We start from the raw sequence: 25,320 nt of genomic DNA on the forward strand, positions 1-25,320 counted from the left end.
GGAATGAAGGAGGAAATATTAAATGTCTGAACATGGAAAATGGACTCCCCCTAAACAGCAGCAAGAACGTCAGCCAGGATTGGAATCTGACATGCATCCTGCACCGGAATATATGAACCCTAATTATATAGGTAGTGGGAAGCTTCAAGATAAGGTGGCATTAATTACCGGTGGAGACAGCGGAATTGGTCGAGCGGTTAGTGTCTACTTTGCTAAGGAAGGGGCAAATGTCGCGATTATCTATTTAAACGAGCATTCCGATGCGGAAGCTACTAAACATTTGGTTGAACAAGAAGGACGTACTTGTTTATTAATAGATGGCGATATTCGTCAGCCAACATTTTGTGAAGCAGCATTAACAGAAGTACTGGATAAGTTCAAAACAATTGATATTTTAGTAAACAACGCAGCAGAACAGCATCCACAAGAGGATTTCCTAGACATAACCAATGAGCAACTCGAAAAAACTTTTCAAACAAATGTATTTGGTACCTTCTATATGACAAAGGCTGCACTGCCCAATCTTAAAAAAGGCAGTACCATTATCAATACTTCATCCATCACAGCATACAAAGGCAATAAAGACTTAATTGACTATGCTTCCACAAAAGGTGCAATCACATCCTTCACAAGATCATTAGCTGGATCTCTTGCCGATAAAGGGATTCGTGTTAATGGTGTTGCTCCTGGACCAATATGGACGCCACTCATTCCTTCTACCTTTTCAGAAGAAAAAGTTGGTACATTTGGTGGGGATACACCTATGGAAAGACCAGGACAGCCAATGGAGCTTGCTCCAGCATATGTCTATTTAGCAAGTGGAGATTCCAGTTATATGACTGGACAAATCCTTCATATTAATGGTGGCACCATTATTAATGGCTAAGCTGTCACCGTCATTCAGACAAATTGAATCGTGGAGAAAGCTCCGGAAATCAATCATCCATGGGAAAATAATATCCTGTGGCATTATATTTCCGGATCTTTTTTATTAATTGATTAGCGAATTGGTACATAGCCTGTTTTTCTAACAAGCTCTTGCCCTTGATCTGACAATATCCAATCGATGAAAGCATTTAACGTTGGGTCATCCTTTGTCGTTGTAACAGCATAAAATTCATATGTTAGTGGATAGCTCCCATCCTGTACGCTTTCCTCCGTTGGGGGTACTCCATCTATTTCTACATGTTTAATGGATTTTTGTTGTACCATTTCAGTGGAAAAGTAACGAAAAGAATAGCCGATTGCGTTTTTGTAATTTCGATAGCTAGCTGTTTCTTCTATGATGCCACCCATTCCCATAACGACATCTTCCTTTGGTGCTTCCATAATCCGTGTATCCCCCATTAATTTTTCCAATGCGGTTTGACTTCCGCTATCCGCTGGCCTTTGGAATGCACGTATTCTTTCATTAGGACCACCAAATGCCTGCCAATTCTTTTGCTCACCGGCATAAATAGACCGAATATCTGATAATGAAAGTCCATGTATTGGATTACTTGCATTCACAAAAAACACGAATGCCTCTTTACCAATCGGCGTCAAATACAATGTTACACCCTTTTCTTCCGCATACTTCAATTGGTTTTCAGAGGGACCAAATACAAAAATCATATCTACTGCCCCCTCGATTAAATTTTCATATGCATATGGGGTTGTATTTGCCATGACTTCACTCTCATATACATCATATTCTCCTTTTGGATATACAGCTTCTGCAAATGCTGCGTACAATGGATAAAATGCAGTTGCACCATCAATAATTGGTACATCTTCTTCCAGCTTCCAGGTTGTCGATCCCTCCAGTTGTGCCAGCTTTGAATTCGGTGCAAAAGGCATATATTCATATAAATCAACCTCATGATTATCCAACGTCTCGAAGCTGTTATGATATGCTTTCACTCCTTCATGTATCCCGACAGCAAGCAGACATCCAACAAACCAAATAATCACAGACCATTTGAATAACTTGGGAGGTACATAGCGAAAAAATAAATGGCTTAGTATAAACAGAACTCCAGCAATTACGATAATTAACCAAGGAAAATAAAATTTCAGTCCACCAGTTAGTAAAACAATTAATAGCGCGTATCCACCAATAAAAAATATGCCAAAACTGAGTATCAAAAAAAAGACAACCTTGCCCCCGTTTGTTGGCTCCACTGCATTCACTCACTTTCAAAAAAATCAGATACTTTATTATACTATAAAACAACGTCTATTTTTCAGCATATTCATTTATTTTGGTAGCTTGAGCAATAAATCAGACCCCAATGTAAAATACATCTGGGGTCTGGTTCACATTACATGATTAACCTTTATACGCTTTGCGGAAAACGTCAGCGAGCTCTGTCACAAGGGGTAGTTTTGGATTTGCTGTCGTACATTGATCTTCAAAGGCACGATCTGCTAGATAATCAACCTTTGCCTCAAATGCCTTCTGATCAACCCCGTTTTCTGCGATACTCATAGGAATATCTAGTTGTTTTGCGAGTTTATAGATAGCTTGGATTAAGCTTTCTACGCCCTCTTCTGTTGTAGTTGCTGGTAAATCCAAAGCTTTAGCTATTTCTGCGTAACGCTCATCTGCGATAAAGTGTGCATACTTTGGAAACGACGCAAATTTAGTTGGCTTTTGGGCATTATAGCGTATGACATGTGGCAGCAAAATGGCATTGGCACGTCCATGTGCAATATTAAATTCCCCTCCAAGCTTATGTGCCAAACTATGATTAATACCCAAAAATGCATTTGCGAAGGCCATACCAGCAATTGTTGATGCGTTATGAACCTTCTCACGTGCCAATTCATGACTACCGTCCTTATATGCGATTGGCAAATATTCAAAGATAAGTTGGATTGCTTTAATTGCTAAGCCATCAGTATAATCATTTGCCATATTAGAAACATAGGCTTCAATAGCATGTGTTAATACATCCATTCCAGTATCGGCTGTAACTGTTTTCGGTACACTCATTACAAATTGCGGATCAATAATCGCAACATCTGGTGTTAATTCATAATCTGCCAGTGGATATTTCACATTATGTTCTTTATCGGTTATCACCGTAAAAGAGGTCACCTCAGAACCTGTTCCAGAAGTTGTAGGAATCGCCACAAATTGTGCTTTATGACCCAATTTAGGATATTTATACACACGCTTACGAATATCTAAGAATTTTTGTTTTAAGCCATTAAAGTCCGTATCAGGGTGCTCATGGAACAGCCACATCCCTTTTGCCGCATCCATTGGAGAGCCCCCGCCAATTGCGATAATCACGTCTGGATTAAAAGCAGCCATCGCTTCTGCACCGCGCATAACGGTTTCCTTTGATGGATCAGGCTCTACATCTGAAAAAATTTCACAATGCACGTAGTCCGGACGTTTACGCAAGTGATAAAGCACCTTATCTACATATCCCAATTTGACCATCATATCATCTGTGACAATAAATGCTTTGGATATATTCGGCATTTTAGCTAGATACTGAACGGAATTTTTTTCAAAATAAACTTTTGGTGGAACTTTAAACCATTGCATATTATTATTCCTTCTTGCCAGTTTTTTAATATTTATGAGATGCACGGCACCTACGTTCGTCGATACAGAGTTACCACCATACGAACCACATCCCAATGTTAAAGATGGCATATAAGCATTATAGATATCACCTATTGCACCTTGTGAGGAAGGTGCATTTACAATGATTCGGCCAGCTTTCATACGTGAACCAAATTGATCAATTACTTTTTGATCATTAGAGTGAATAACAGCCGAATGTCCTAAGCCGCCAAATTCAAGCATTTCCTCTGCACGTGTTAAACCTTCTTCTGTACTATCCACTTGATATGCGGCTAATACTGGACTTAGCTTCTCACGAGAGAGTGGGTAATCTGGTCCGACTCCGGTTAATTCAGCGACTAGAATCTTTGTATCTGCTGGAACTTGAATCCCAGCCATTTCTGCAATCAGCACCGGACTCATACCTACAATTTTTGGATTTACAGCACATGTATTTTCATTAATAACTAGCTTTTCCACTTTTGTTTTCTCGTTCTCAGATAAAAAGTAGCATTTATTGTCAATCATTTCTTTTTTGACAGCAGCATAAATTTCCTTATCGACAATCATAGCTTGTTCCGATGCACAAATCATACCATTGTCAAACGTTTTCGATAAGATTAAGTCATTAACTGCACGTTTAACTTCAACCGATTTCTCAATATAGCAAGGAACATTACCAGCTCCTACACCAAGCGCAGGTTTTCCAGAGCTGTAAGCTGATTTCACCATACCAGATCCACCAGTTGCCAAAATGGTAGCAATTCCTTCATGCTTCATCAAAGATTGTGTTGCTTCTATAGAAGGCTCTTCAATCCATTGAATGCAATGCTTTGGTGCACCATGCTTCACTGCTGCTTCATAAAGAATTCTTGCTGCCTCGGCACTAGATTGTTGCGCAGACGGATGGAATGCGAATATGATTGGATTACATGTTTTAATGGAAATAAGTGATTTAAACATCGTCGTTGATGTCGGATTTGTTACGGGTGTCACACCGGCAACTACTCCTATTGGTTCAGCAATCTCCACCATGCCTTCATGTGGATTTTCACTAATTACACCAACTGTTTTATCGTATTTCATATTATGATAAACATATTCTGTCGCAAAAATATTTTTTATAATTTTATCTTCATAAATACCGCGACCCGTTTCTTCTACAGCGAGTTTCGCCAAATACATATGTTGATCTAAACCTGCAAGTGCCATTTCCTTTACAATCTTGTCGATTTGTTCTTGGGTGAGCTGCTTCATTTCCCTCAATGCATGATTGGCATTTGTTACAAGGGCATCAATTCTTTCTTGTACAGATACTACAGTTTTATTTTTCTTTTCTACTACTTTTGCCATTTGAATCCCTCCTAATTAAAGTTTGTGAAACATTGATCATAAATTGTTAAAAAAATATGGAAGATGGATTGCGGGGATATTTTATAAATGAAACATCATTGATCATTCTTGTGTTTGTTTTTACTATAATCACGTAGCGCTCTGTCCAAATATAGCTTGGAATTTCTTTTCCTTCTTCTAAATAAAGGGCCTCAAAGCGATCTTCTAATTGTTTTTCAAACAGCATTTGTGTGTAATATTCAGAGTCTGTACCAAAGTCCTTCCAACATGTTAAAATCATATCATTCCCTCCTTATTCCTTTTGTTAATGTTAGCATATCATCTGTACTCGCTTACATTTTTGACTAATTGTGATAAGTTTGTGAAACGTTTCACAAACTTATCCTATTATCATTTGAAGTGGCTTACAGCATCATGACTCCAATCAGAAAAATGCTATTAAATATAATAAAAAACACAGTACATCTATCAACAGCTATCAGGATAGATGTACTGTGCTCTATAAATAACTAATTTTTATCTTCCATTGCTTCACGCTTCTTCTGCTTTCTACCAAGATAAATGACAGATATAACAAATAGGACAAAGATCCCTACAATAACACCAATAAACACCCAATTAATTCCGGTATCCTCTTGAATAATGTATACTTCAGCAGATTCTCTTGAGATACCAATTTTAAAGTGTCCTTGATCATTTGCACGTACCAGGTTATCACCAAGCAACCCGCGCAGCTGCTTTTCCGGATCTATTCCTTGAATGGAAACAGATCTAGATTCACTATCATTATTAATAGCAATATAAACCGTTTGATCTTGATACGAGCGACTAAACACACTCATCCCTTGATCAGAATCAATCAATTCAAAATCACCATAGGATAAAGCAGGAAACTCATTACGTAAAGCTGAGATTCTTTCCATAAATTCTTTTAAATCTGCGTCACCACTGTTAAAGTCAACTAACCGTTGATTATCAGGATAATCTCCATACATTGGGATTTCTGATCCTTGATAAATAACTGGAATACCAGGAGCAGTATACATGTACGTTAGTGCAAGCTGCCACACGGTCATTTTATTACGTCCATTTTCCGCAAATACTTGTGTAAAACGTTTCAATTGTTTATTGTCCACATAAAGTAATCCAGATTGGTTTTCATTCTCCAGCCAGCTTTCATATAGCTTCGATACGGGGATATCAGGATTAGAGAATACCTCCTTCATCGCCCGGAATTGCTCATCGTTTTCAACCATATCAATTGATTCCATGCCATTTAACACATCACTATTTGTATCCGTTATTGTACCAGCAATTAAATAAAAATCCGGATCATTTTCTTTAATCCTTTTGGTAAATGTATTCAAAAAATCCGTAGAGCTTTGATCAGCAGCATGTAATTTATAACCATCTACACCAGCTTCATCAATCCAATAATCGCCAGCTTGTTGTAAATAGGATGCAACATCGGGATTATCCTGATTCAGGGCAACAACTTTATCTGCCCATGGTTGATCCTTCAGAGCTTCTTGATCCAATTCTTTTGTCCAATCTTGATGCGTCTCGTCTGCAATTATCGGACTTGTTTTTGCCATATAATTAAGCGGAAATTCAAGAATAACCTTCATATTTCGTCCATGTGCTTCCTTCACAAGATGCTTTAAATCATCCATGTTGCCAAATAAGTCTTCCAGTTCCATCATATTGTCTACCCAATACCCATGGTAGCCATCAGCAGCATTATCCATAATAGGTGAGAGCTGAATTGCCGTAAATCCCATTTCTTGTATGGCATCAAGCTTCATCGTAATTCCCTTCAAATCTCCACCATGATAAGCAAGTGGATCATCCAAACGAATTTGTTCATTAAATTTCTGGCTGCCATTATTATAGCGGTCTACCAAAATATCATAAATAATCTGTTCTTGTAAATCTGTTGTATCTGCCAAAGCTTGATTTGGCTTAACTTGAAAACAAAACACGATTATCACTGTTGCTATACACAATATCCATATTTTTTTCATGTAATGTGCTTCCCCCTTGTCCTCTTTATCATTATTAATGTTTCCCACTAATAGTCAATACTATAAATAAGATTGTTGGAAAAGATTCATATTTTCATAACGTGAAACTCAATCAGTGGGGTTTTTCGCACTTCCCCCATTGATTGTTAGTTGAACCAATCAGGCCTTTACTGGCTGTTGATCCACCACTCACAATGCTTGTTATCAACAAAAACTCTTGATGTGGGGGGCTTACAGCCAGTTAATCTGTGATACAGTGAAACTTCAATCAGGGGGGTTCGCACTCCCCCCCACTGATTGTTAGTTGAACTAATCAGGCCTTTACTGGCTGTTGATCCACCACACTTACCATTCTTGTTATCAACAAAAACTCTTGATGTGGGGGGCTTACAGCCAGTTAATCTGTGATAAAACTGATTTGATTACATTCTCCAGCAGTTGGAACACTTCAAAATAAAAGAGCTATTCCTTAAAACGGAATAGCCCTTTTTCTCTTGCTAATTACATGAATCCGCCTGGCAAGCGACCAAAACCTAAAATCAGTGTAATCAAGAAAGCAATAACAAGTTGAATCCACCAGCTTTTTGCAGGTTTACCTTTAGCAGTTTTAACAGAAATCATCTCTAACGCAACAATGACCCATAGTCCAGCAACCCCTTTTGCGATTGCTTCCCCTAACATATTTCCGCCTTTGATATAATTTGCAAGCAAATCACCGCCAGAATACAAAATCAGCAGGTAATCCAATCGCAAAATCATTTGGACGATTTTTGCACCTTTTCCTTTTCCTTGCTTATGTAGAATTAACACAACAATTAACAGAATCAGTGCTAGCACCCACGCTGTTATATGGAGATGTGTATTCATTTTCTTCCTCCTCCAACCCAAAAATAAAATACTAATATGGTATTAATATAACACGTCCAGCCAATTTATTCACTTCTTTCATTTAAACCTATAAATGAAACTGCTATAATGAAGGAGGAGATAAGCTAAATAAAGCAATATAGATTTGGAGGGTTTAAAATGGAACATTCAAGTCAGAATATTATTGATCAAACGCAGCAGTACGGTGCTAAAAATTATCATCCACTACCGGTTGTTATTTCCAAGGCTGAAGGCGTTTGGGTCGAGGATCCTGAAGGTAATCGGTATATGGATATGCTTAGTGCCTATTCCGCTGTCAATCAGGGTCATCGCCATCCAAAAATTATTGCTGCCCTAAAAGCACAGGCAGATGCTGTAACCTTAACATCCAGAGCATTTCACAATGATCAGCTTGGACCATGGTATGAAAAAGTTTGTAAGCTAACAAATAAAGAAATGGCCTTGCCGATGAATACAGGGGCTGAAGCTGTAGAAACTGCAGTTAAAGCAGCACGACGCTGGGCTTATGATGTAAAGGGAGTAACGGAGGATAAAGCTGAAATTATCGCATGTGAAGGAAACTTTCATGGACGGACAATGACAGCGGTTTCGCTTTCTTCTGAAGCAGAGTATAAGCGTGGCTTCGGACCAATGCTTCCAGGAATTAAATTAATTCCTTACGGTGATATAGAAGCTCTGAAAGCAGCAATCACTGACAATACAGCTGGTTTTTTATTTGAACCAATCCAAGGAGAAGCTGGAATTGTCATGCCTGAGGAAGGGTTTTTAAAACAAGCTTATGAGGTATGTAAACAAAATAATGTATTGTATATTGCCGATGAAATCCAAGCAGGTCTAGCACGTACAGGAAAAATGTTTGCTTGTGATTGGGAAGATGTAACGCCAGATATTCTCATTTTAGGTAAAGCACTTGGTGGAGGTGTTTTTCCAATTTCCTGTATTGTTGCAAATAAAGATATTTTAGGTGTGTTTAATCCGGGATCCCACGGTTCCACTTTTGGTGGAAATCCACTCGCGTGTGCTGTTTCTATCGCATCCTTAGATGTACTGGAAGATGAACAATTAGCTGCACGCTCGTTAGAACTAGGAAATTACATGATGGATGAGCTGCGTAAGATAAATAATCCAATCATTAAAGAAGTACGTGGAAAAGGATTATTCATTGGTGTTGAATTAACAGAGTCTGCTCGCCCATACTGTGAAGCATTAAAGGAAAAAGGTCTGTTATGTAAGGAAACACATGAAAATGTGATTCGCTTTGCACCACCATTAATTATCGAGAAAAAAGACCTGGATTGGGCTATTGAACAGATTAAAGCTGTATTACAAGTAAAATAGTCAAAAACAGAAAGCGCTTGGAAGCTAGAACTCTATCAATGAGTGTCTAGCCATCAAGCGCTTTTATTTATTTAACAGATTCAATAGCTATTATTTTATGTTGACCCCATGGAGCAAGCTGGATAGACACCTTCCATTTACTATTCATATGCTCTATATGGTATTGTTTTGGATTGTCTATATATTCAAAACCATAGTAAACAGTATGCTCTTTTTTCTCCTTACTATAATGACTATAATTACCACGGAGGAGAACCTGTTGTTTATTCACTTTCATTTTTTCTTCACTTGCAGCTACGACCTGATAAACGCCATCCTCCCCTGGTTCCAATAGCACATATATTGGTGTACGGTAGGACAAATCCCCTGAACCATCCCACTTGGAGCTTGGAATATAATTAATATCATAATTTTGATAAGCCTGATTGTCTCCACGGGGATGATAGTCTTGATGATGAACAGTCAAGACCTGAAACGATTGTCCGTATGAATCGATCAAATTATATTGTAAGCCTAGTATTCCTAAGATGACAATCTGTAGAATAAGCACAGCAGGAAATAGGATTCGCTTCAAGATGCATCCCCCTTTTGATTATCCACATGCTGACGTCTTTGTCGTTCCAAAATAAAACTAAGTCCAAATAATAGCAGCCCACCAACTAAGAAAAACAATGATTTATTCATTGCTTCCCACGCAAACTGAACATATACCGTAAATGTGCTTAACAGAAAACCTATTGTTCCAAGCACAATTTTTTCATGATTTTCAACATGATAACCAATAAATAACCACCCAAGGGAAAAGACAAATAAACTGATCAATCCGATCATATAAGAAAACGGCAAATAAAAAACAGGTAAAAATAAAACAAAATCAATCATGCTCCATGTTTGCTGCTTAACCCATTTAAGTATGACACCAATGAGAATCAGGGCTACCCAGATAATAATAAAAAACTTCTCTTTTATGATACCTTCAACAAAGAATGTTTCTTGCAATAGAAAGGATTGATACATGCCGAATATAAAAATACCGAGTAAAGCGGTATGTGTGAATGGTTGCTTTAATGATGGGTGAGGTAGCACCATGGCAATCAAATATAATAACAGAAAATATACGACTATCCAATAATATTCTTGTGATTCCCCAATAACGATTAAAACAAATTGCAATAGCAGACTGAAGCCAAATAAGTAGCTATACAATGGTCGTGCATGATGATAGGTAAAGTGAGCAAATCCCAGTACGAATACAATTAGCAACATCCAATCAAAGGAAGAAAAACTTGCTAGACTATATAATTGTCCTGTTGCCGCAACAATGAATCCTGCTGTTAACAAGAGCGGATGCTCATAAATGAAATATAATATTAATCCGATAATCATCCAAATAACAAATGGCCAAGCACTAAATATAGAAATGTTATAAATATTAATCGTTAACAGCATTCCAGCACCAAATGAAATATATCCCAATAAAATAAAACTGGCCCCAAGAGCAGCAGAACGCTTCCGGTACATCCTATCGCCTAATATGTACAATACTGTAACGGCAACCATCATCATGATTATTCTTGAAAAATGGGGAACCTGCGCCCAATCAGACATGATAAATGTTAAGATTCCAAGGCCTGTCATCAAAGCAGCAAAAAGCACAACTAAAAAATACGGGTCTCTTTGCTTATATCGTCCTAAAATTTGATGCAACTGCTCACTTGTAATGATTCCATCTTCAACCCATTTTTCGCCTTCCTGCTTTAATTTATCTCTATTCATATTGGACACCTCCAATTATTTCATACATCTCCATTAAAAATACCACACTGTAACACGTAAATGGGGATTGCTGGTAGTGATGGAAATAAAATTATTGGAATGGCAGGCTTTGAGCGGGACAATCAAAACAGCGTAATAGATCATGTTAAAATAGAACTAGTTACGCTGTTTGACTATTAACTCCCTTGATTATTTAAATGATATCTAGTTTAAATAAAAAATGATGAGTAATCTTTTAAAATTAATTTTCGTTATATCCATGTTTTCTAGTAGCCAATACATCCTTCCAATAACTTTCCCTTTGTATAATGACACTGTCTTCAACTGTGCTTTTGAATGTTTCTAATAACGCAAATGTAAAGTTTTTTTCTATATACTCTTTTCCATAATCATTAAGGATTTTTCGTAAACTTTTGTTACCTCCGTGATAACTTCGTACATATTCAGACCAGCGACTCCAAATCATTTCTTGACCATAAGCTGAACCAATATATAACTTTCCATTTGTTTGATCTGTTATAACATATACACCTTTTACTGAACTCAATGCTGATTTCCAAGATGGCTTTAGATTATGAATGATTCTCTCTAAATTTTTAAAAGGTAAATGAATATTTTCATAGCCGTGAAATTCATCATCTTCAAATATAGATTCTTTTATTTCTGCAACAGTAAATAACCGTAAATCTCTTTCAGGAGTATATTTTGTGGACACTCGCCCTTGTTGTCTTTTAAAGTGAACAACTAATCTTCCACTATATTTAGCAAATTTCTCTTGTTCAATAAGTGTATACACCTGACCATCACCAACCTCCGCTGGTTTTAGTTCTCCCACTTTATATACCCCTGTAAATAGCCACTGATGTGGGTGTATATATTTCACAAATTGTATAACATATTTCCGATTAGCAACAAAGTGGGCTTGTTTTGCGCCCGTCCCTTTATACCAGCCTACATATTCTAAGAATCGACTTTTATCGTATAAATAGAAGTCCAATGGATTTTGGTCTTCTACAGGTTGATTCACTTTAATTAAGTAATCTTTCATTTCATCTTCTGAAATATTAAAAATATCATTTAATAATATACGTTCCATTTTTACTCAATTCTTCCTTTCATAATAGTAAACGCAATTACTGTTGAACAATCGACTGATATATTTTTTATCATTCAACAATAGATAGTAAATATTTCCTAATAGCCAATCATTCTAACTACACTAAACAAGTGTGTAATAATAGATACGTAATTTAATATTCTTAATTTTATCTCTTTCAATTTAAACATGATTCTATATATATTCTTCGAGCGTCTGCGACCGTAACCATTTATACAAATCTTTCGCAATAAATGAATAAATCGTATTGTAGTATGATTGGTCAGCATCAAATAATTTTCCATATGCAGATTGATTTTCGGTATATTGTTCAATAATAAAGTCTTGAAACTGTTCTTTAAACAAGTTATTCTCAAACATTTCTACACTATTATTCCTTGCCATATTTACTAATTTTGCATCTGCACTTTTTCTAAGGGTACGGTGCATTGTTTCTACTAAGACTCGGTCACCCTCAGTAAAATTTTCTGGGAAACGTTCGTTGATTCTTTGGATAATTTCTTCTAATGTATCATGTTCATCTGTCGGTTTGACGGTTGCATCTACAGTACCTGGATGTTCTAACATACCGCTTCCATCATCTTCTGCTATAAGCGATATTTCTCCCTGAAAGTCTTCTTGTAATTTGTAATATTCTAATTTTACTTTATCATCAATACTTATCTTTTCACGCTTTTCCTTGGGGATAAACTTAAGTAAGAAACCTGTAAAGATACTTTCCTCTAGTAAATCTTTATCAAAAGTTCGGTCAATTTGTGCAATGTAGTTATACCACTTATTAAAATTACGTAATGTCACCCTAAAATCATATTGCACATCTTCTTCTAGTTCCTCATAACGACCCAGTATTGGTTTGAATAAGCTGGATAATCTGCCAAGTAATCGTTCGTCTTGTTTATTACCTGCTTGTTCATTTATTTTCATTACTTGTTTAATGTCGTCATCATTATAAACATAAAACTTTCTTAATTTACTTTGTGTATCATAAATAAGGTTAATATTAATTTCTTCTTTTAATGTTGTCGCTTCATAGAAAGGTTGGAAAGCTTCAAATATTTCTTCTTCTGTATTGACAAAGTCTAAAACAAATGTATCTTTTTTACCTGGCATGGTTCGATTTAAGCGTGATAAAGTTTGTACTGCTTTCACACCACGCAATTTCTTATCGACAAACATCGTGTGAAGTAATGGTTCATCAAAGCCTGTTTGATATTTTTCTGCAACGATTAGTAAATTGAAATCGTCACTGTGGAAAACTTCTTTCAATTGATTCTCTTGAATCCGTTCTCCAGACTTTGTGATATTTAGTTTCGGCTCTGTATATTCTACACCATCATCATTTACTGTTCCTGAAAAGGCGACCAGAACATCTAAGTTTTCATAACCTTTTTCTTCGATATATTGCTTAAATTCTTTCATATAACGGACTGCATGTAATCTTGATGATGTAACAATCATTGCCTTTGCTCGTCCATTTATCGCTTTTTTGGTTACTTCTCTAAACTGTTCAATGATAATTTCTGTTTTCTGCCTTAATACCCATGGATGGAAGGACTGATATCTAGCAATCGCTCGGACAGCTTCTGTTTTTGGTAGTTCTGGATTTCCCTCTATTTCTTTTGCAATACGATAGGAAGCCTTATAGGTCATATAGTTGTTTAAGACATCTAAAATAAACCCTTCTTCTATCGCTTGACGCATGGAGTAAATATGAAAAGGTCGATAGCTGCCATCTTTTTGCCTTGTACCAAACATTTCAATCGTTTTTTCTTTCGGTGTAGCTGTAAAGGCAAAGAAGCTCAAATTGTTATGCTGACCTTGCGAAAGTAGTGTTTGCACTAATTTGTCCTGATCATCTAAAGATTGGTTTTCAATTTCTTCTTCAATTTCTTGATATTCCTTTAAAGATGCTTCTTTATCTGCTAAAGCTTGCTTTAACTTTTGCGCACTTGAACCTGTTTGAGATGAATGAGCTTCATCAACAATGATGGCAAAATTTCGTCCCGCTACACTATCTATCTCATCGTAAATGACAGGGAATTTCTGCAATGTTGTAATAATAATTTTCTTTTTATCATTAATGGCATCTTTTAAATGTTGGGAAGTTTTATTATCCCCGATTGTTTCAACTTGCCCTGTCGTATGTTCAAAACTCAGTAATGTATCTTGTAACTGCCTATCTAAGACAGTTCGGTCTGTCACGATAATGATAGAGCTATAGATCGGCTCATCCTCTTGATTATGTAAAGATGCCAAATGATAAGCTAGCCAAGAGATACTATTAGATTTTCCTGACCCTGCTGAATGTTGAATTAAATAATTTTTTCCAGAGCCATATTCCTTCGTATCTGCAACTAACTTTTTCACGACATCTAGCTGATGGTAACGTGGGAAAATAAGAATGTTTTTCTTTACTTCAAGATTCATAAACCGTTCGATAATATCCATAAGTTGATTGCGCTGTAACACTTCTTCCCATAAATAGGCAGTTGGATAACCTTCAGCATTAGCTGGATTTCCCGCACCACCAACATTTCCTGGACCATTAGAACCTTGGTTAAATGGCAGAAAATATGTCTTATTTCTAGCTAGCTTCGTTGTCATAAAGACATCATAATGATCTACTGCAAAATATACGAGAAAGCGAGTGTTAAACTGAAAGACGAGTTCTCTTGGGTCACGATTTTGTTCAAATTGCAGTTTTGCATGTTGGACATTTTGACCTGTATATTGGTTTTTAAGCTCTAAGGCAACAAGTGGTATCCCATTTACAGCGAGTACCATGTCAATAGAGTTACGATTGTTTGCACTATAATAAAACTGGCGAATACAGTGAAAACGATTCGCTTCATATAATTTCAAGTTATCGTAACTGATGGATGAAACGGGACGGAAATAAATGACACGGAAATGAACACCACGGTCACGAATTCCCTTGCGTAGAACGTGTAATAGACCATGTGTTGTTACTTCTTCATTAAAACGCCTTACAAAACGGTCCTCCGCAGCTTCCTTATAAATAGAAACATACCGCTTCCAAGCACGTGGTTGCGTTTCTTGAATGAAATCAATCAAGACAATAGCATCCATTCCAATAGAAGCATCATAGTTGGTATCGGCAAAAGACACAGACTGCCAACCGCCTACATTCGTTAGCACAGTTTCAATATCTTGCTCAAAGCGAATTTCCTTTTTCTCAAGCATGAAACTTACCCCCCCTTACACTTCTTTTTACCTGTAACATATTCATAGATTAAGGACTTCTTATAGTCTTCAAGTTCTTCAATAACTTTTGTTTTATCAGCGATCAGCTTGTCGATACGAGATGTTTGTTCGTCTAAATAGGAGACGATTCTATTTTCTACATCCTTTGTCGGTCTTGGAATAAATGTTTCTTTTATATATTCCCAACTAGAACGAGGCATTTTTGTTCCGTATGATGTGGCATTAATAAAATCAGTAAATGTTTGTGAAATTAACCAATATAAAAGATATCTCTTGTTTCCTTTAAATTCACTGAACACTATAAATTCGCCACTACATGCCCCTGAAAAATCAGCAATAAAAGCTTTAGCTAAGTAAGGTCTAAGTTTACTATACAGTATATTTCCTTTTTCAAAATATGATTCTCTTGAATTTGTAGCTAACTTACCATGACCATTTAACACACCTTCAAAACTTACTACATTTTCTAAACCTATATAAGTTTCACCTGCAATAAAATCGTATTTACTTTCATTTACCCTTGTAACATATTTCATTTTATTTATATCCCAGTTACTTGGTATTTTTCCAATCCACTCAATTCCACTATCTTTCATTTCCACATTCGGGTCTAAGCCTTTTGTCACCGCTTCTGTGATGAGTGATTGCTTGTATTTCTTTAACTCTTCGATGGATTGTTGGGTTTCTGTAATAATATTATTAGTATTTTGAGTTAAGCGATCTAACGTTTGTCCTATTTGCTTTTGTTTATCATTTGGTGGGACTGGAATAGATATATTTTTCATTTTTAACCATTTCGTAGACCATAAGTCGTCTACAATTCCCGTACCCCATCTATAAAATTCTTCAGCAAAGGCATAATTCTTTAATAAATACTTTGTATAATCTCTATCTATTGTATTAGAATAGAGAACGGTATTTATGACAGATACCGAGCCATCCATAGATGAAATGCCTGCAGACATCTTCCTGTCTGATCGCGAGTTAATTACAAAATCATTTTTTAAAACTAACTTTCTATTATTGTGATTAGACGATTTAGCCGCTGTTTCTAATTGTGGAACTATTCCATTTTTGGTAACCGATAAAGGTTCAAACTCTAAATCGGAAACTTTATCGGTTCTTTCAATATAATGCGAACCAATTTTAGAAACATCCCAATCCTCCGGAATTTCTCCAATCCATTCGATTTCACTGTCTTTCATTTTCCTAGTCAACATTCTCCACATCCTTCCCTGATAATGCTTGGAAGTTTGCTACTATGGATTCTTCTAATTCTTTTATTCGTTCAGCAATGACTTCTGATGGTTCTGGTACTGTGTACTTATAGAAAAGTCGCGTAAAGGGAATTTCATAGCCAATTTTGTCTTTTGAGCGATCCATCCAGGCATCTGGATTGAATGGTAATACTTCTCTCTCAAAATACGCATCTATATCTTCTTTTAAAGGAATGTCTTCTGTATCACGTAATTTCGCATCAGGTTTTGGGTCACCGTTCTTTTTACGGTCGATTTCTCCATTTTCATCTTTCAACGGACTTTCGACAGTCACACGTGTAAAACCAAATTCTTCATTATCAAAGATTTTCGATTCAACAACACGTTCATCTAAGTAATATTCATCATTCGTAAACTCTCCGTAAGCTTTGACAATCATGTCACGACATTCTTCAGAAATATCAACACGCTTTTCACCAATGTTCTTCCTACGTTTTTCAAACATCTTCGAAGCATCAATGAGCTGCACTTTTCCTTGACGTTCAGCAGATTTATTTTTCGTAACGATCCATATGTATGTTGAAATACCTGTGTTATAAAATAAATCATTTGGCAATTGAACAATCGCTTCCAACCAATCATTTTCAATCACATACTGGCGGATTAAACTTTCACCTGCTCCTGGATTACCAGAAAACAATGCCGATCCGTTATGAATAATTGCCATTCGTCCAGTCTCTTTTAACTTTGAAATTCCGTTTAACTGAAACAATAATTGCCCATCACTGATTCTTGGTAGACCGACCCCAAAACGCCCATTTTCACCAAGTTCATGTTCAGCCTTTACAGCATTTTGGTCCCCCTTCCAATCAATCCCAAATGGCGGGTTAGAAATACAGTAGTCAAAAGTATAGCCTTCGAAAGCATCTTTTGATAGGGTACTGCCTAATGCCATATTGTCTGGATTTCCTCCACGAATCATCGTATCAGCCTTTGCGATTGCGTATGTTTCAGGGTTTAATTCTTGACCAAATGTTGCTACTTCTGCACTTTCATTCATCTCATGAATTCGTTCTGTCATGGCTGACAACATTTGTGATGTACCCATCGTTTGGTCATATACCGTCTTCACCACATCTTTTCCAGTTAAAGTATCCTGATCTTCAACTAACAATAAATCTGTCATTAAATAAATAATATCCCTGCTCGTAAAGTGTGCCCCAGCTTCCTCGTTATAACTTTCCGAGAATTTTCTGACAAGTTCTTCAAAGACATATCCCATATCTGTACTCGTCATCTTGTCTGGTCCTAGATCAACTTCTTTTTTACTAAATTCCTGGATGACATAAAAGAGGCGATCGTTTTCTGCTAAATTACTAATCTCTAAATCGAATTTAAAGTTAGCTAGAATATCCTGCATATTTTCTGAAAAGCCATTTAAATAGGCTCTAAAGTTTGTTTCAATATTTGCTGGATCTGCAAGTAATGTTTCGAAGGTATAAAGATTCGTATTATAAAATGAATAGCCGGAAGCGTTCGTCAACATTTTATTCCGCATGGTGTCATTCATATTTTCTGTTTTCTTTGCGACATCTAATACAGCATCACGAGTTGGTTTTAATGTATCATGCAATCGTTTAATCACTGTCATCGGTAAAATAACTTTACCGTACTCATGTGGTTTATAAAGCCCCCGTAAAATATCCGCAACACTCCAAATTAAGTTTGCTTGTCTTTGTACATTAATTGATGTTTGTAAGTTTCGATTAAATTCATTCATTTTGTTCGCTCCTATTTCTCAAATTCTAAAATATCATGGACACGACAATCCAAAGTCCTGCATATCTTTTCAATACTCTCGAGTGATATGTATTCATTTCTTCTCATCCGTGTCGTAATATTTCCCGAAAAACCTGCTTGCTTTTCTAATTCTCTTGTCGTCATATTTCGTTCATCTAATAAGTGAAATAACTTTTCATATCGTACACCCATTTCACTTCCTCCTTATCTTGAACGATTTCTTTCTACCTATCTATTATCATATCACGAAGACGTGAAGCAGTCACTTGAAACTGCAAAAATCCGTCTGTTTTTGTCAGTTCAAAGAAAGTTGATTTTCTTTTTTTAAAAAAAGGGGTTCGAATCGATCGAATTATTCGCTTATAGGTGAGGGACATATTTACAACTGTGAAATTTGTCGAAAGGTTCATAAGTGAAAAGGCAGATTAGACAAAGACACTGATGGAACATTTCCCTCATTGTTCCATGACAATTGAATAGTTTTAAAACTTTATAGGGAGAGGAGGTGTGTGTTTTCTGTGGGTGACATTGAAAACATTCCAGCGGAGATGAAAGAGCACAATATATTTTGTTGCTGGAAAGAAGAAGTGAGAAATGGGAAGAAAACGAAAGTACCCTACAACGCAAGAACAGGCAGTCGTGCAAGTTCAAATGATTTAAGCACTTTTTCTTCGTATGAAGATGCGGTGAAAGTCATGAATGACTATACTGGCATAGGCTTTATCGTCAGCCATGACATTTGTGCCATTGATTTAGATGATTGTGTCAATGAAGCTGGAGAATTAAACGAAATCGCACAAAATGTGATTGCTTATTTTCCAAATTCTTATATCGAGAAAAGTCCATCTGGAAGCGGACTTCATATTTACTTTAAAGCAGCTAATTTTGATTACGATACAGATGTTTACTATATCAACAATCGAAAATTAAATATTGAAGTCTATATCGCAGGTGTAACGAATCATTTTCTAACGCTAACAGGTGATGTATTTCAAGATGGAAATTTAGAAGATATGACAGATACATTACCACAGTTCTTAGAAGTTTTCATGAAGCGTCCGTCTACTGTAAGACAGAATGATGTAGATGAAGCGGTATCGTATTTATCCGATGAATCAGTTATTGAAAAAGCTAGTAAGTCAGTAAATCGTGAGAAGTTTAAAAAACTCTGGAATGGTGATATGCCAAGTTACGAATCACGAAGTGAAGCAGATTTAGCACTTGCTAGTATTTTAGCCTTCTGGTGTGGACGGGATATTGAACAAATGGATAGGCTATTTCGTAAAAGCGGGTTAATGCGGAAGAAATGGGATCGTAAACAAAGTGGTACAACGTACGGTCAAATTACTTTAGAAACAGCAAGACGGAATGTGTTCACGACTTATAAGCCATATGGTATTAGTTCGACAAATGACGATTTTTCAGATGATGAACTTGAACGACTAAAGAACATGCAACCGTTTAAGAACAATCATTACGCTTGTACGGATATTGGCAATAGTAATTTGTTTGCTGATTATTATAAGTCGGTTGCCCGCTATATCCCTGAAAGGAAGAAATGGTTCGTCTATAACGGACAAGCTTGGGAAAGTGATACAGGAAATTTGAAAGTCATGCAGCTCTGTAAACAGCTTGCCAATCAACTCATGTATTATGCGCTTTCGATTAAAGAAGAAAACATTCGTAAAACATATATCGATTTTGCGAAGAAATGGCAAGTTAGAAGAAATAGAGAAATCATTCTTCGTGACGCACAAGATGTTCATCCCATATCGATGAGTAGCTTTGATACGAATAAATATTTACTCAACTGTAAAAATGGCACGTTAAATTTACGGACGAACACTTTTCATCCACACTGTTCGGAAGATTTTATTACAAAAGTCGCGGGTGTGCATTATGATCCACTCGCAAGATGTGAGCGGTGGGAGCAATTCGTTCATGAAGTGATGAGCGGTAATGTAGAAAAGGCAACATTTTTTCAGAAGTGTCTCGGTTATGCCCTAACAGGTGATACGCGCTATGAAACGATGTTTATCTTGTTTGGTGCTACGACTCGTAACGGAAAAGGAACATCGATGGAAACTTTTCTGAAGATATGTGGTGATTACGGAAAAACAAGCCGTCCTGAAACGATTGGAATGAAAATCAATAGTAGCAGTTCCGCACCATCTGAAGATGTCGCAAGACTAGCTGGTTCACGTTTTGTAAACATCAGTGAGCCAGATAAGAAGTTAACCTTAAGTGCAGCCCTACTTAAGACGTTAACTGGTAATGACACAATTAATGCAAGATTCTTGCATGAGAATAGTTTTGAATTTAAACCGCAGTTCAAGCTATTCATTAATACAAATCACTTACCTCACGTGACAGATTTAACGTTACTAACGAGTGGACGTGTGAAAATCATTCCTTTTGAACGTCACTTTGAAGCATGGGAACAAGATAAGCATTTAAAATCAACCTTTTCTAAAGCGGAAAACTTAAGTGGCATCTTAAACTGGGCGATTGAAGGTTATCAGAAATTACAAGAAACAGGCTTTGATGTACCAACTTCGGTACAAGATGCAACTTTAGCCTATCATCGTGAAAACGATAAAATCGGCTTGTTTATTGAAGAACAGCTAACAGAAGATATTAATGGTGAAGAACGAACTGCTGCACTTTATGAAGCTTATCGAACTTGGTGTTATGCCAACGGATATTATGTAGAGAACGCTCGTAACTTTAATAGTGCTTTATCAAATGCTGGACAAGTCATACGAAAAAGACCACGTGCAGGTGGTGAGAAAACCACACTGTTTTTAGGCTATACCTTAAAAGAAGGACAAGAATTTTTAAGGTGAAATACCTGGGCAGCTTGTGGCAAGTATTATCGTTAGTTTCCTATATAGATAGTCTTATAGAGAATTAGCTTAAAAGCCTGCCACATACCGCCCCAAGTCAAAATTGAAAGAGTGGGCAGGATGTGGCAAGCATTATGGTTAGTTTCTTATATAGAAGTTCCTATAAAGAATTAACTTAAACCCTTGCCACATATCGCCCCAATATTATAAAACCTGTGTTTATTTGAGAAAGGAGCTTTGCCATGCTTGGAACATACGCACTTTACAAGAACGAACATGACTTCTATACAGCCCGCCCTTTCAGCGGAAACAGTTTACGAGTATTAGAAGAAACAAACTGTGATTACTATATGACCATTGATACGAATGGAATCGCAGTGCATACACGAAAAGACAATCAGACATTAAAAGAATTGCTTATACACTGTCCGAAGTGCCGAGCATTTCTCATAAGAAAGCACTCTGCCTTTAACAACACAAGAACACAAGTGTTTCAATGTATTATCTGTCACTTAAAACCGTAAAGGGTAACCACCTTTTGTGGACACCCTTTCTAGGAGTATTTTGTGAATCCCCTAGGGGGATAAGAATCTCTAGCATCTTTCACTTGGACAACGGGCGAGGAGCGTCACGCAAAAAGTCGCGATTTCAAACAAGGTATATAGGCTGTCGGTCAATACGACAGCCTTCCGTAAAGGGATATTCATCTGCGTATATCCCTATTAATTAAAACCATTAGGAGGAAAACAATTATGTTTACATTAGAAAATGAAATATACACAAATTTTTGGAATGCCATGAAAGGAAAAGAATACGATCGAAGTGTTTTAGCATCTATCACTAACAATGGTAGTTCAGCTTTACCATTACAATCATTAAAGCAAGTCAATGAAACAATTAAAGAAGAGAATATCTTCCGTAAATTAGGAACAGTCGTTCAAACAGAAGGTCCAGACGGTGTAATTCATGCAGTCACTTCAACAGGTGAAGCAGAAATTGTCGCAGAGGGAGAAAGTATTTCAGAAAGCAATGACACGATACAAGCCTTTAAAATCAATAGTTTTAAAATCGCTAGTATGTCGAGATTGAAAAAGTTCTTTATTTTAGACGCCCAATTTGATTTAGAAAAGTATTTATGTACGGATTTTGCCAAACGATTCGGACGTGCAGAAGAAGATAAATTCTTAAATGGGAATGGGCAGACAGAACCGCAAGGTCTGTTGCAGAAGGATACTACTGTGACAACTAGTGAAGCTGGAGCAATTAGTTATGATGATCTAGTCGATTTATATTTTAGTGTAGATGTACACTATCGTAAAAACTCTGTGTTTATGATGAGTGATGAAACAGCTATGCACTTACGCAAACTAAAAGATGAAAATGGATTGCCTATTTTCAATGATACAAATAACACGATTTTTGGCAAGCCTGTTCATATTTCAGCATATATGCCAGCGGTAGAGTCAGGAAAAAAAGCTATTTTGTTTGGTGATTTAGCCTACTTTTGGGTCATTGAGCGTCAAGCAATCGCTATAAAAATGTTAACAGAACTATATAGTCGAACAAATGAAATTGGCTATCTGGCACATGAACGAGTAGATGGACAGCTAATTCATCCAGATGCTATTCAAATCTTACAAATAAAATAAGTTAAATTGCTGACCCCATTTTTGGGGTCAGTGAATCATTAATATTCGCTAAGTCCAATAATGGGTGCAGGAAGGAGCAATTTTATGTCAGAGAAAACTTCGATGAGATTCATAGAAAGGCAGATTGATAAAATCACCTATTTAATAGAAGTAAAAGAAAGCAAAACAGCACAAGAAACTGTTTATCAAAAGCTAAAAAGACGAATAGAAAATGATGCAAAACAAGCGTCACATCAAGCTTTATATTGTATTAATCATAGCGAGAATAAGTCGACTTCTTCAAGTTAGTACGGTAATATACACAGTACGAAACCGCTTGAAGACTGTCGGAAAGGAAGGTAAATATGTTTAGACAGTCCATGATGGAACAACCAATTAATCATTATTCAGCGATTCGTACTGATTCAGAAAAGGTAACAGCACTTTATTGTAGATTATCAAGAGATGATGAACTTGCAGGTGATTCAAATAGTATTGTGAATCAAAAAGCTATCTTGCAGAAATATGCGGAAGATCATGGATTTTATCCGACACAGTTTTATGTCGATGATGGCTTTAGTGGAACAACTTTTGACCGCCCAGACTTTAATCGAATGATTGCCGATGTACAAGCAGGTGTAGTTAATACCGTTATTATTAAAGATATGTCACGCTTCGGAAGAGACTATTTGAAGGTTGGTTATTATACAGAAGTTGTCTTTCCTGAAGCTGATGTAAGATTTATTGCCATTAATAACGGAATCGACAGTGCCAATCAGCAAGACAGTGACTTCACACCATTTTTAAACATCATTAATGAATGGTATGCAAAAGATACAAGTAAGAAAATTAGAGCAAGCTTCAAATCAAAAGGACAATCAGGAAAACCACTATCGACAACAGTGCCATATGGGTATATGAAAAGTCCAGAAGATAATTCAAAATGGATTGTCGATGAAGATGCGGCAGAAGTTGTTCGTTTAATTTTCAAGCTATGTATTTCTGGACTTGGTCCAACGCAAATTGCAAGGGAACTAAAGAAAAGGGAAATTATCGTACCAAGTGTTCACATGAGGAAGAAAGGCATTAATATTGCAGCACGTACACCAAGCAATCCTTTTGCATGGCAAGGACGATCAGTTGCAAACATATTAGAAAGACAAGAATATCTAGGACATACGATAAACTTTAAAACCCGTAAGCAATCCTATAAAACGAATAAAAAGATATGGAATGACCCAGAAGATTGGGCAGTGTTTAAAAATACTCATGAGGCAATCATCGATGAAGAATCATGGAAAGTCGTGCAAAAGATTCGCGAAGGAAAACGGAGACCAGCAAAACTCGGACCGATGAGCGTCTTATCTGGCATGATGTTTTGTGCAGATTGCGGAGCAAAATTATATCAAGTACGAGGGAAACGAATACCAAAACATCTTGAATACTTTGTTTGTGCAACCTACCGAAAAGAAAAGGGAATGTGTACTTCACATCGTATTCGGAATCAAGTCGTAGAAGAACTTCTACTTGAAGAGTTAAAACGGATTACCGCATTTGCGAAAAATTATGAAGAAGAATTCACACAAGTCGTACTCAATCAATTTGAACAAGATTTATCACAAAAACAACGGAAAGATGAACGAACATTTGAAGATGCAAAGGCGAGAATGAAATCACTTGATACAATTATTGAAAAATTGTATGAAGACAATGTATTCGGTAAAATTTCCGATGATCGCTTCCGTAAAATGTCTGCAGGTTATGACGCAGAGCAAGCTGAATTAAAAGCTAAAATGCATCAGTTACAGGCTGAGTTAAATAAATCGAGAGAAAACATCATCAACACAAAACATTTTCTACAATTAGTGAAAAAGCATACAGAAATCAGTACAATCAATCCTGAATTAATACGAGAGTTTGTCGATAAAATTATTGTTTATCAAGCTGAAAAAGTAAACGGTAAACAAGAACAACGCATTAAAATCTACTACAACTGTATAGGAGCAATAGAAATAGAACCAAATGTAAAGATGCAACCTAGTTGATTGGAACGTAAGGTGGCGACTCCTGCGGGAATAGCATGAGTCTTGAGACCCCGCAGGAAGTGATCTTCTTCCGAGGAGGCTCAAGCCATGCCCGCGGAAAGCGTCCACCTGAAGTGGAAATCAACGGAGTTAGAAGGCAAGACAAAAGGCATAGCCGTGAATCTTACGACTATGCCGATTTTTAAAAACCTATTCATCACTATCAGCACCACACTAATGGGGATATTTTTAATGCTAATAAGCCTGTGCTATTGAAAAACATACTCTCGATTCACTAAATACCTCCATCCTATATGGTTGTTTTACCATACTTTTCCCTATTTATTCCTTCATCAATCCAAACATAGGATTTCCATACGATAAAAGAGTCTGGAAGTAAATATCCGCCGGTAGAACCGGCGGTTTTAATTTCGCCCTATAAGGGCACTTTACCAACATAGTCCCTAAAGGGACCTCTAAATTGACCGTCAATTGTTTATGTTCCTATCTATTTTTTGAATG

Annotated in this window: 18 protein-coding genes; 6 read left to right on the forward strand and 12 right to left on the reverse strand. The window is 36.6% G+C overall.

Features of this window, described 5'->3' with window-relative positions; all coding sequences use genetic code 11:
- Positions 1 to 22: 22 nt before the first annotated feature.
- The gene (locus tag DX933_RS06170; RefSeq protein ID WP_123315596.1) at positions 23 to 886 is read left to right on the forward strand and encodes an SDR family oxidoreductase; all 864 of its coding nucleotides are present in this window, start codon (positions 23 to 25) and stop codon (positions 884 to 886) included.
- A gap of 113 nt (positions 887 to 999) precedes the next feature.
- Here the strand turns inward: DX933_RS06170 and DX933_RS06175 are convergent, their stop codons facing one another.
- The 5 genes from DX933_RS06175 to DX933_RS06200 form a co-directional block, all read right to left on the reverse strand.
- Positions 1,000 to 2,127 (reverse strand): PstS family phosphate ABC transporter substrate-binding protein, encoded by a 1,128-nt coding sequence (locus DX933_RS06175; protein WP_223805884.1) that lies wholly within the window; start codon positions 2,125 to 2,127, stop codon positions 1,000 to 1,002.
- A gap of 184 nt (positions 2,128 to 2,311) precedes the next feature.
- On the reverse strand, positions 2,312 to 4,915 hold the full coding sequence (adhE, locus tag DX933_RS06180; protein WP_123315598.1) for a bifunctional acetaldehyde-CoA/alcohol dehydrogenase: 2,604 nt from the start codon (positions 4,913 to 4,915) through the stop codon (positions 2,312 to 2,314).
- 46 nt (positions 4,916 to 4,961) lie between these two features.
- Positions 4,962 to 5,195 (reverse strand): hypothetical protein, encoded by a 234-nt coding sequence (locus tag DX933_RS06185; protein ID WP_123315599.1) that lies wholly within the window; start codon positions 5,193 to 5,195, stop codon positions 4,962 to 4,964.
- A 229-nt stretch (positions 5,196 to 5,424) separates the two neighbouring features.
- Complete coding sequence (locus DX933_RS06190; protein ID WP_123315600.1) at positions 5,425 to 6,939, reverse strand: alpha-amylase family glycosyl hydrolase; 1,515 nt, start codon at positions 6,937 to 6,939, stop codon at positions 5,425 to 5,427.
- A 501-nt stretch (positions 6,940 to 7,440) separates the two neighbouring features.
- Positions 7,441 to 7,806 carry a YisL family protein gene (locus DX933_RS06200; protein ID WP_123315601.1) on the reverse strand — a complete coding sequence of 122 codons (366 nt, stop codon included), beginning with the start codon at positions 7,804 to 7,806 and terminating at the stop codon, positions 7,441 to 7,443.
- 159 nt (positions 7,807 to 7,965) lie between these two features.
- On the opposite strand from DX933_RS06200, the gene DX933_RS06205 reads away from it, so the two are divergent.
- Entirely contained in the window at positions 7,966 to 9,165 is a 1,200-nt protein-coding gene (locus tag DX933_RS06205) for an ornithine--oxo-acid transaminase (RefSeq protein ID WP_123315602.1), read from the forward strand.
- Positions 9,166 to 9,232: 67 nt separating this feature from the next.
- On the opposite strand, the gene DX933_RS06210 is transcribed toward DX933_RS06205, so the two are convergent.
- The 7 genes from DX933_RS06210 to DX933_RS06240 all read right to left on the reverse strand — a co-directional run bounded on the left by DX933_RS06210 (position 9,233) and on the right by DX933_RS06240 (position 18,492).
- Positions 9,233 to 9,739 carry a GDYXXLXY domain-containing protein gene (locus DX933_RS06210; RefSeq protein ID WP_190279429.1) on the reverse strand — a complete coding sequence of 169 codons (507 nt, stop codon included), beginning with the start codon at positions 9,737 to 9,739 and terminating at the stop codon, positions 9,233 to 9,235.
- On the reverse strand, positions 9,736 to 10,941 hold the full coding sequence (locus tag DX933_RS06215; RefSeq protein ID WP_123315604.1) for a DUF2157 domain-containing protein: 1,206 nt from the start codon (positions 10,939 to 10,941) through the stop codon (positions 9,736 to 9,738). Before DX933_RS06215 ends, DX933_RS06210 begins: the two co-directional genes overlap by 4 nt.
- A 241-nt stretch (positions 10,942 to 11,182) precedes the next feature.
- Positions 11,183 to 12,037: a GIY-YIG nuclease family protein gene (locus tag DX933_RS06220; RefSeq protein WP_123315605.1), complete on the reverse strand. Its 855-nt coding sequence runs from the start codon at positions 12,035 to 12,037 to the stop codon at positions 11,183 to 11,185.
- Between the two features lie 195 nt (positions 12,038 to 12,232).
- Positions 12,233 to 15,262 carry a type I restriction endonuclease subunit R gene (locus tag DX933_RS06225; protein WP_123315606.1) on the reverse strand — a complete coding sequence of 1,010 codons (3,030 nt, stop codon included), beginning with the start codon at positions 15,260 to 15,262 and terminating at the stop codon, positions 12,233 to 12,235.
- A gap of 5 nt (positions 15,263 to 15,267) precedes the next feature.
- On the reverse strand, positions 15,268 to 16,503 hold the full coding sequence (locus tag DX933_RS06230; protein WP_223805886.1) for a restriction endonuclease subunit S: 1,236 nt from the start codon (positions 16,501 to 16,503) through the stop codon (positions 15,268 to 15,270).
- The gene (locus DX933_RS06235) at positions 16,493 to 18,280 is read right to left on the reverse strand and encodes a type I restriction-modification system subunit M (RefSeq protein ID WP_123315607.1); all 1,788 of its coding nucleotides are present in this window, start codon (positions 18,278 to 18,280) and stop codon (positions 16,493 to 16,495) included. Before DX933_RS06235 ends, DX933_RS06230 begins: the two co-directional genes overlap by 11 nt.
- Before the next feature lie 11 nt (positions 18,281 to 18,291).
- Positions 18,292 to 18,492 carry a helix-turn-helix domain-containing protein gene (locus DX933_RS06240; protein WP_123315608.1) on the reverse strand — a complete coding sequence of 67 codons (201 nt, stop codon included), beginning with the start codon at positions 18,490 to 18,492 and terminating at the stop codon, positions 18,292 to 18,294.
- A 326-nt stretch (positions 18,493 to 18,818) separates the two neighbouring features.
- Between DX933_RS06240 and DX933_RS06245 the strand changes: the two genes are divergently transcribed.
- The 4 genes from DX933_RS06245 (at position 18,819) to DX933_RS06260 (ending at position 24,819) form a co-directional block, all read left to right on the forward strand.
- A complete protein-coding gene (locus DX933_RS06245) occupies positions 18,819 to 21,146 on the forward strand; it encodes a phage/plasmid primase, P4 family (protein WP_223805887.1) in 2,328 nt (775 codons plus the stop codon).
- A gap of 752 nt (positions 21,147 to 21,898) precedes the next feature.
- Positions 21,899 to 22,795, forward strand: a complete 897-nt coding sequence (locus DX933_RS06250; RefSeq protein ID WP_123315609.1) for a phage major capsid protein — start codon at positions 21,899 to 21,901, stop codon at positions 22,793 to 22,795.
- An 84-nt stretch (positions 22,796 to 22,879) separates the two neighbouring features.
- Entirely contained in the window at positions 22,880 to 23,083 is a 204-nt protein-coding gene (locus DX933_RS06255) for a hypothetical protein (protein WP_123315610.1), read from the forward strand.
- A gap of 56 nt (positions 23,084 to 23,139) precedes the next feature.
- A complete protein-coding gene (locus DX933_RS06260; RefSeq protein WP_223805888.1) occupies positions 23,140 to 24,819 on the forward strand; it encodes a recombinase family protein in 1,680 nt (559 codons plus the stop codon).
- Positions 24,820 to 25,320: the final 501 nt, after the last annotated feature.

The sequence above is a fragment of the Ornithinibacillus gellani genome, from assembly GCF_003730295.1.
Taxonomy (GTDB): domain Bacteria; phylum Bacillota; class Bacilli; order Bacillales; family Amphibacillaceae; genus Ornithinibacillus_A; species Ornithinibacillus_A gellani.

Excerpts from the sequence above, each read along its gene's own strand:
- DX933_RS06170 (WP_123315596.1), top strand. The coding sequence starts at position 23 with ATGTCTGAACATGGAAAATGGACTCCCCCTAAACAGCAGCAAGAACGT.
- adhE (WP_123315598.1), bottom strand. The coding sequence starts at position 4,915 with ATGGCAAAAGTAGTAGAAAAGAAAAATAAAACTGTAGTATCTGTACAA.
- DX933_RS06185 (WP_123315599.1), bottom strand. The coding sequence starts at position 5,195 with ATGATTTTAACATGTTGGAAGGACTTTGGTACAGACTCTGAATATTAC.
- DX933_RS06190 (WP_123315600.1), bottom strand. The coding sequence starts at position 6,939 with ATGAAAAAAATATGGATATTGTGTATAGCAACAGTGATAATCGTGTTT.
- DX933_RS06200 (WP_123315601.1), bottom strand. The coding sequence starts at position 7,806 with ATGAATACACATCTCCATATAACAGCGTGGGTGCTAGCACTGATTCTG.
- DX933_RS06205 (WP_123315602.1), top strand. The coding sequence starts at position 7,966 with ATGGAACATTCAAGTCAGAATATTATTGATCAAACGCAGCAGTACGGT.
- DX933_RS06215 (WP_123315604.1), bottom strand. The coding sequence starts at position 10,941 with ATGAATAGAGATAAATTAAAGCAGGAAGGCGAAAAATGGGTTGAAGAT.
- DX933_RS06220 (WP_123315605.1), bottom strand. The coding sequence starts at position 12,037 with ATGGAACGTATATTATTAAATGATATTTTTAATATTTCAGAAGATGAA.
- DX933_RS06225 (WP_123315606.1), bottom strand. The coding sequence starts at position 15,262 with ATGCTTGAGAAAAAGGAAATTCGCTTTGAGCAAGATATTGAAACTGTG.
- DX933_RS06230 (WP_223805886.1), bottom strand. The coding sequence starts at position 16,503 with ATGTTGACTAGGAAAATGAAAGACAGTGAAATCGAATGGATTGGAGAA.
- DX933_RS06235 (WP_123315607.1), bottom strand. The coding sequence starts at position 18,280 with ATGAATGAATTTAATCGAAACTTACAAACATCAATTAATGTACAAAGA.
- DX933_RS06240 (WP_123315608.1), bottom strand. The coding sequence starts at position 18,492 with ATGGGTGTACGATATGAAAAGTTATTTCACTTATTAGATGAACGAAAT.
- DX933_RS06250 (WP_123315609.1), top strand. The coding sequence starts at position 21,899 with ATGTTTACATTAGAAAATGAAATATACACAAATTTTTGGAATGCCATG.
- DX933_RS06255 (WP_123315610.1), top strand. The coding sequence starts at position 22,880 with ATGTCAGAGAAAACTTCGATGAGATTCATAGAAAGGCAGATTGATAAA.
- DX933_RS06260 (WP_223805888.1), top strand. The coding sequence starts at position 23,140 with ATGTTTAGACAGTCCATGATGGAACAACCAATTAATCATTATTCAGCG.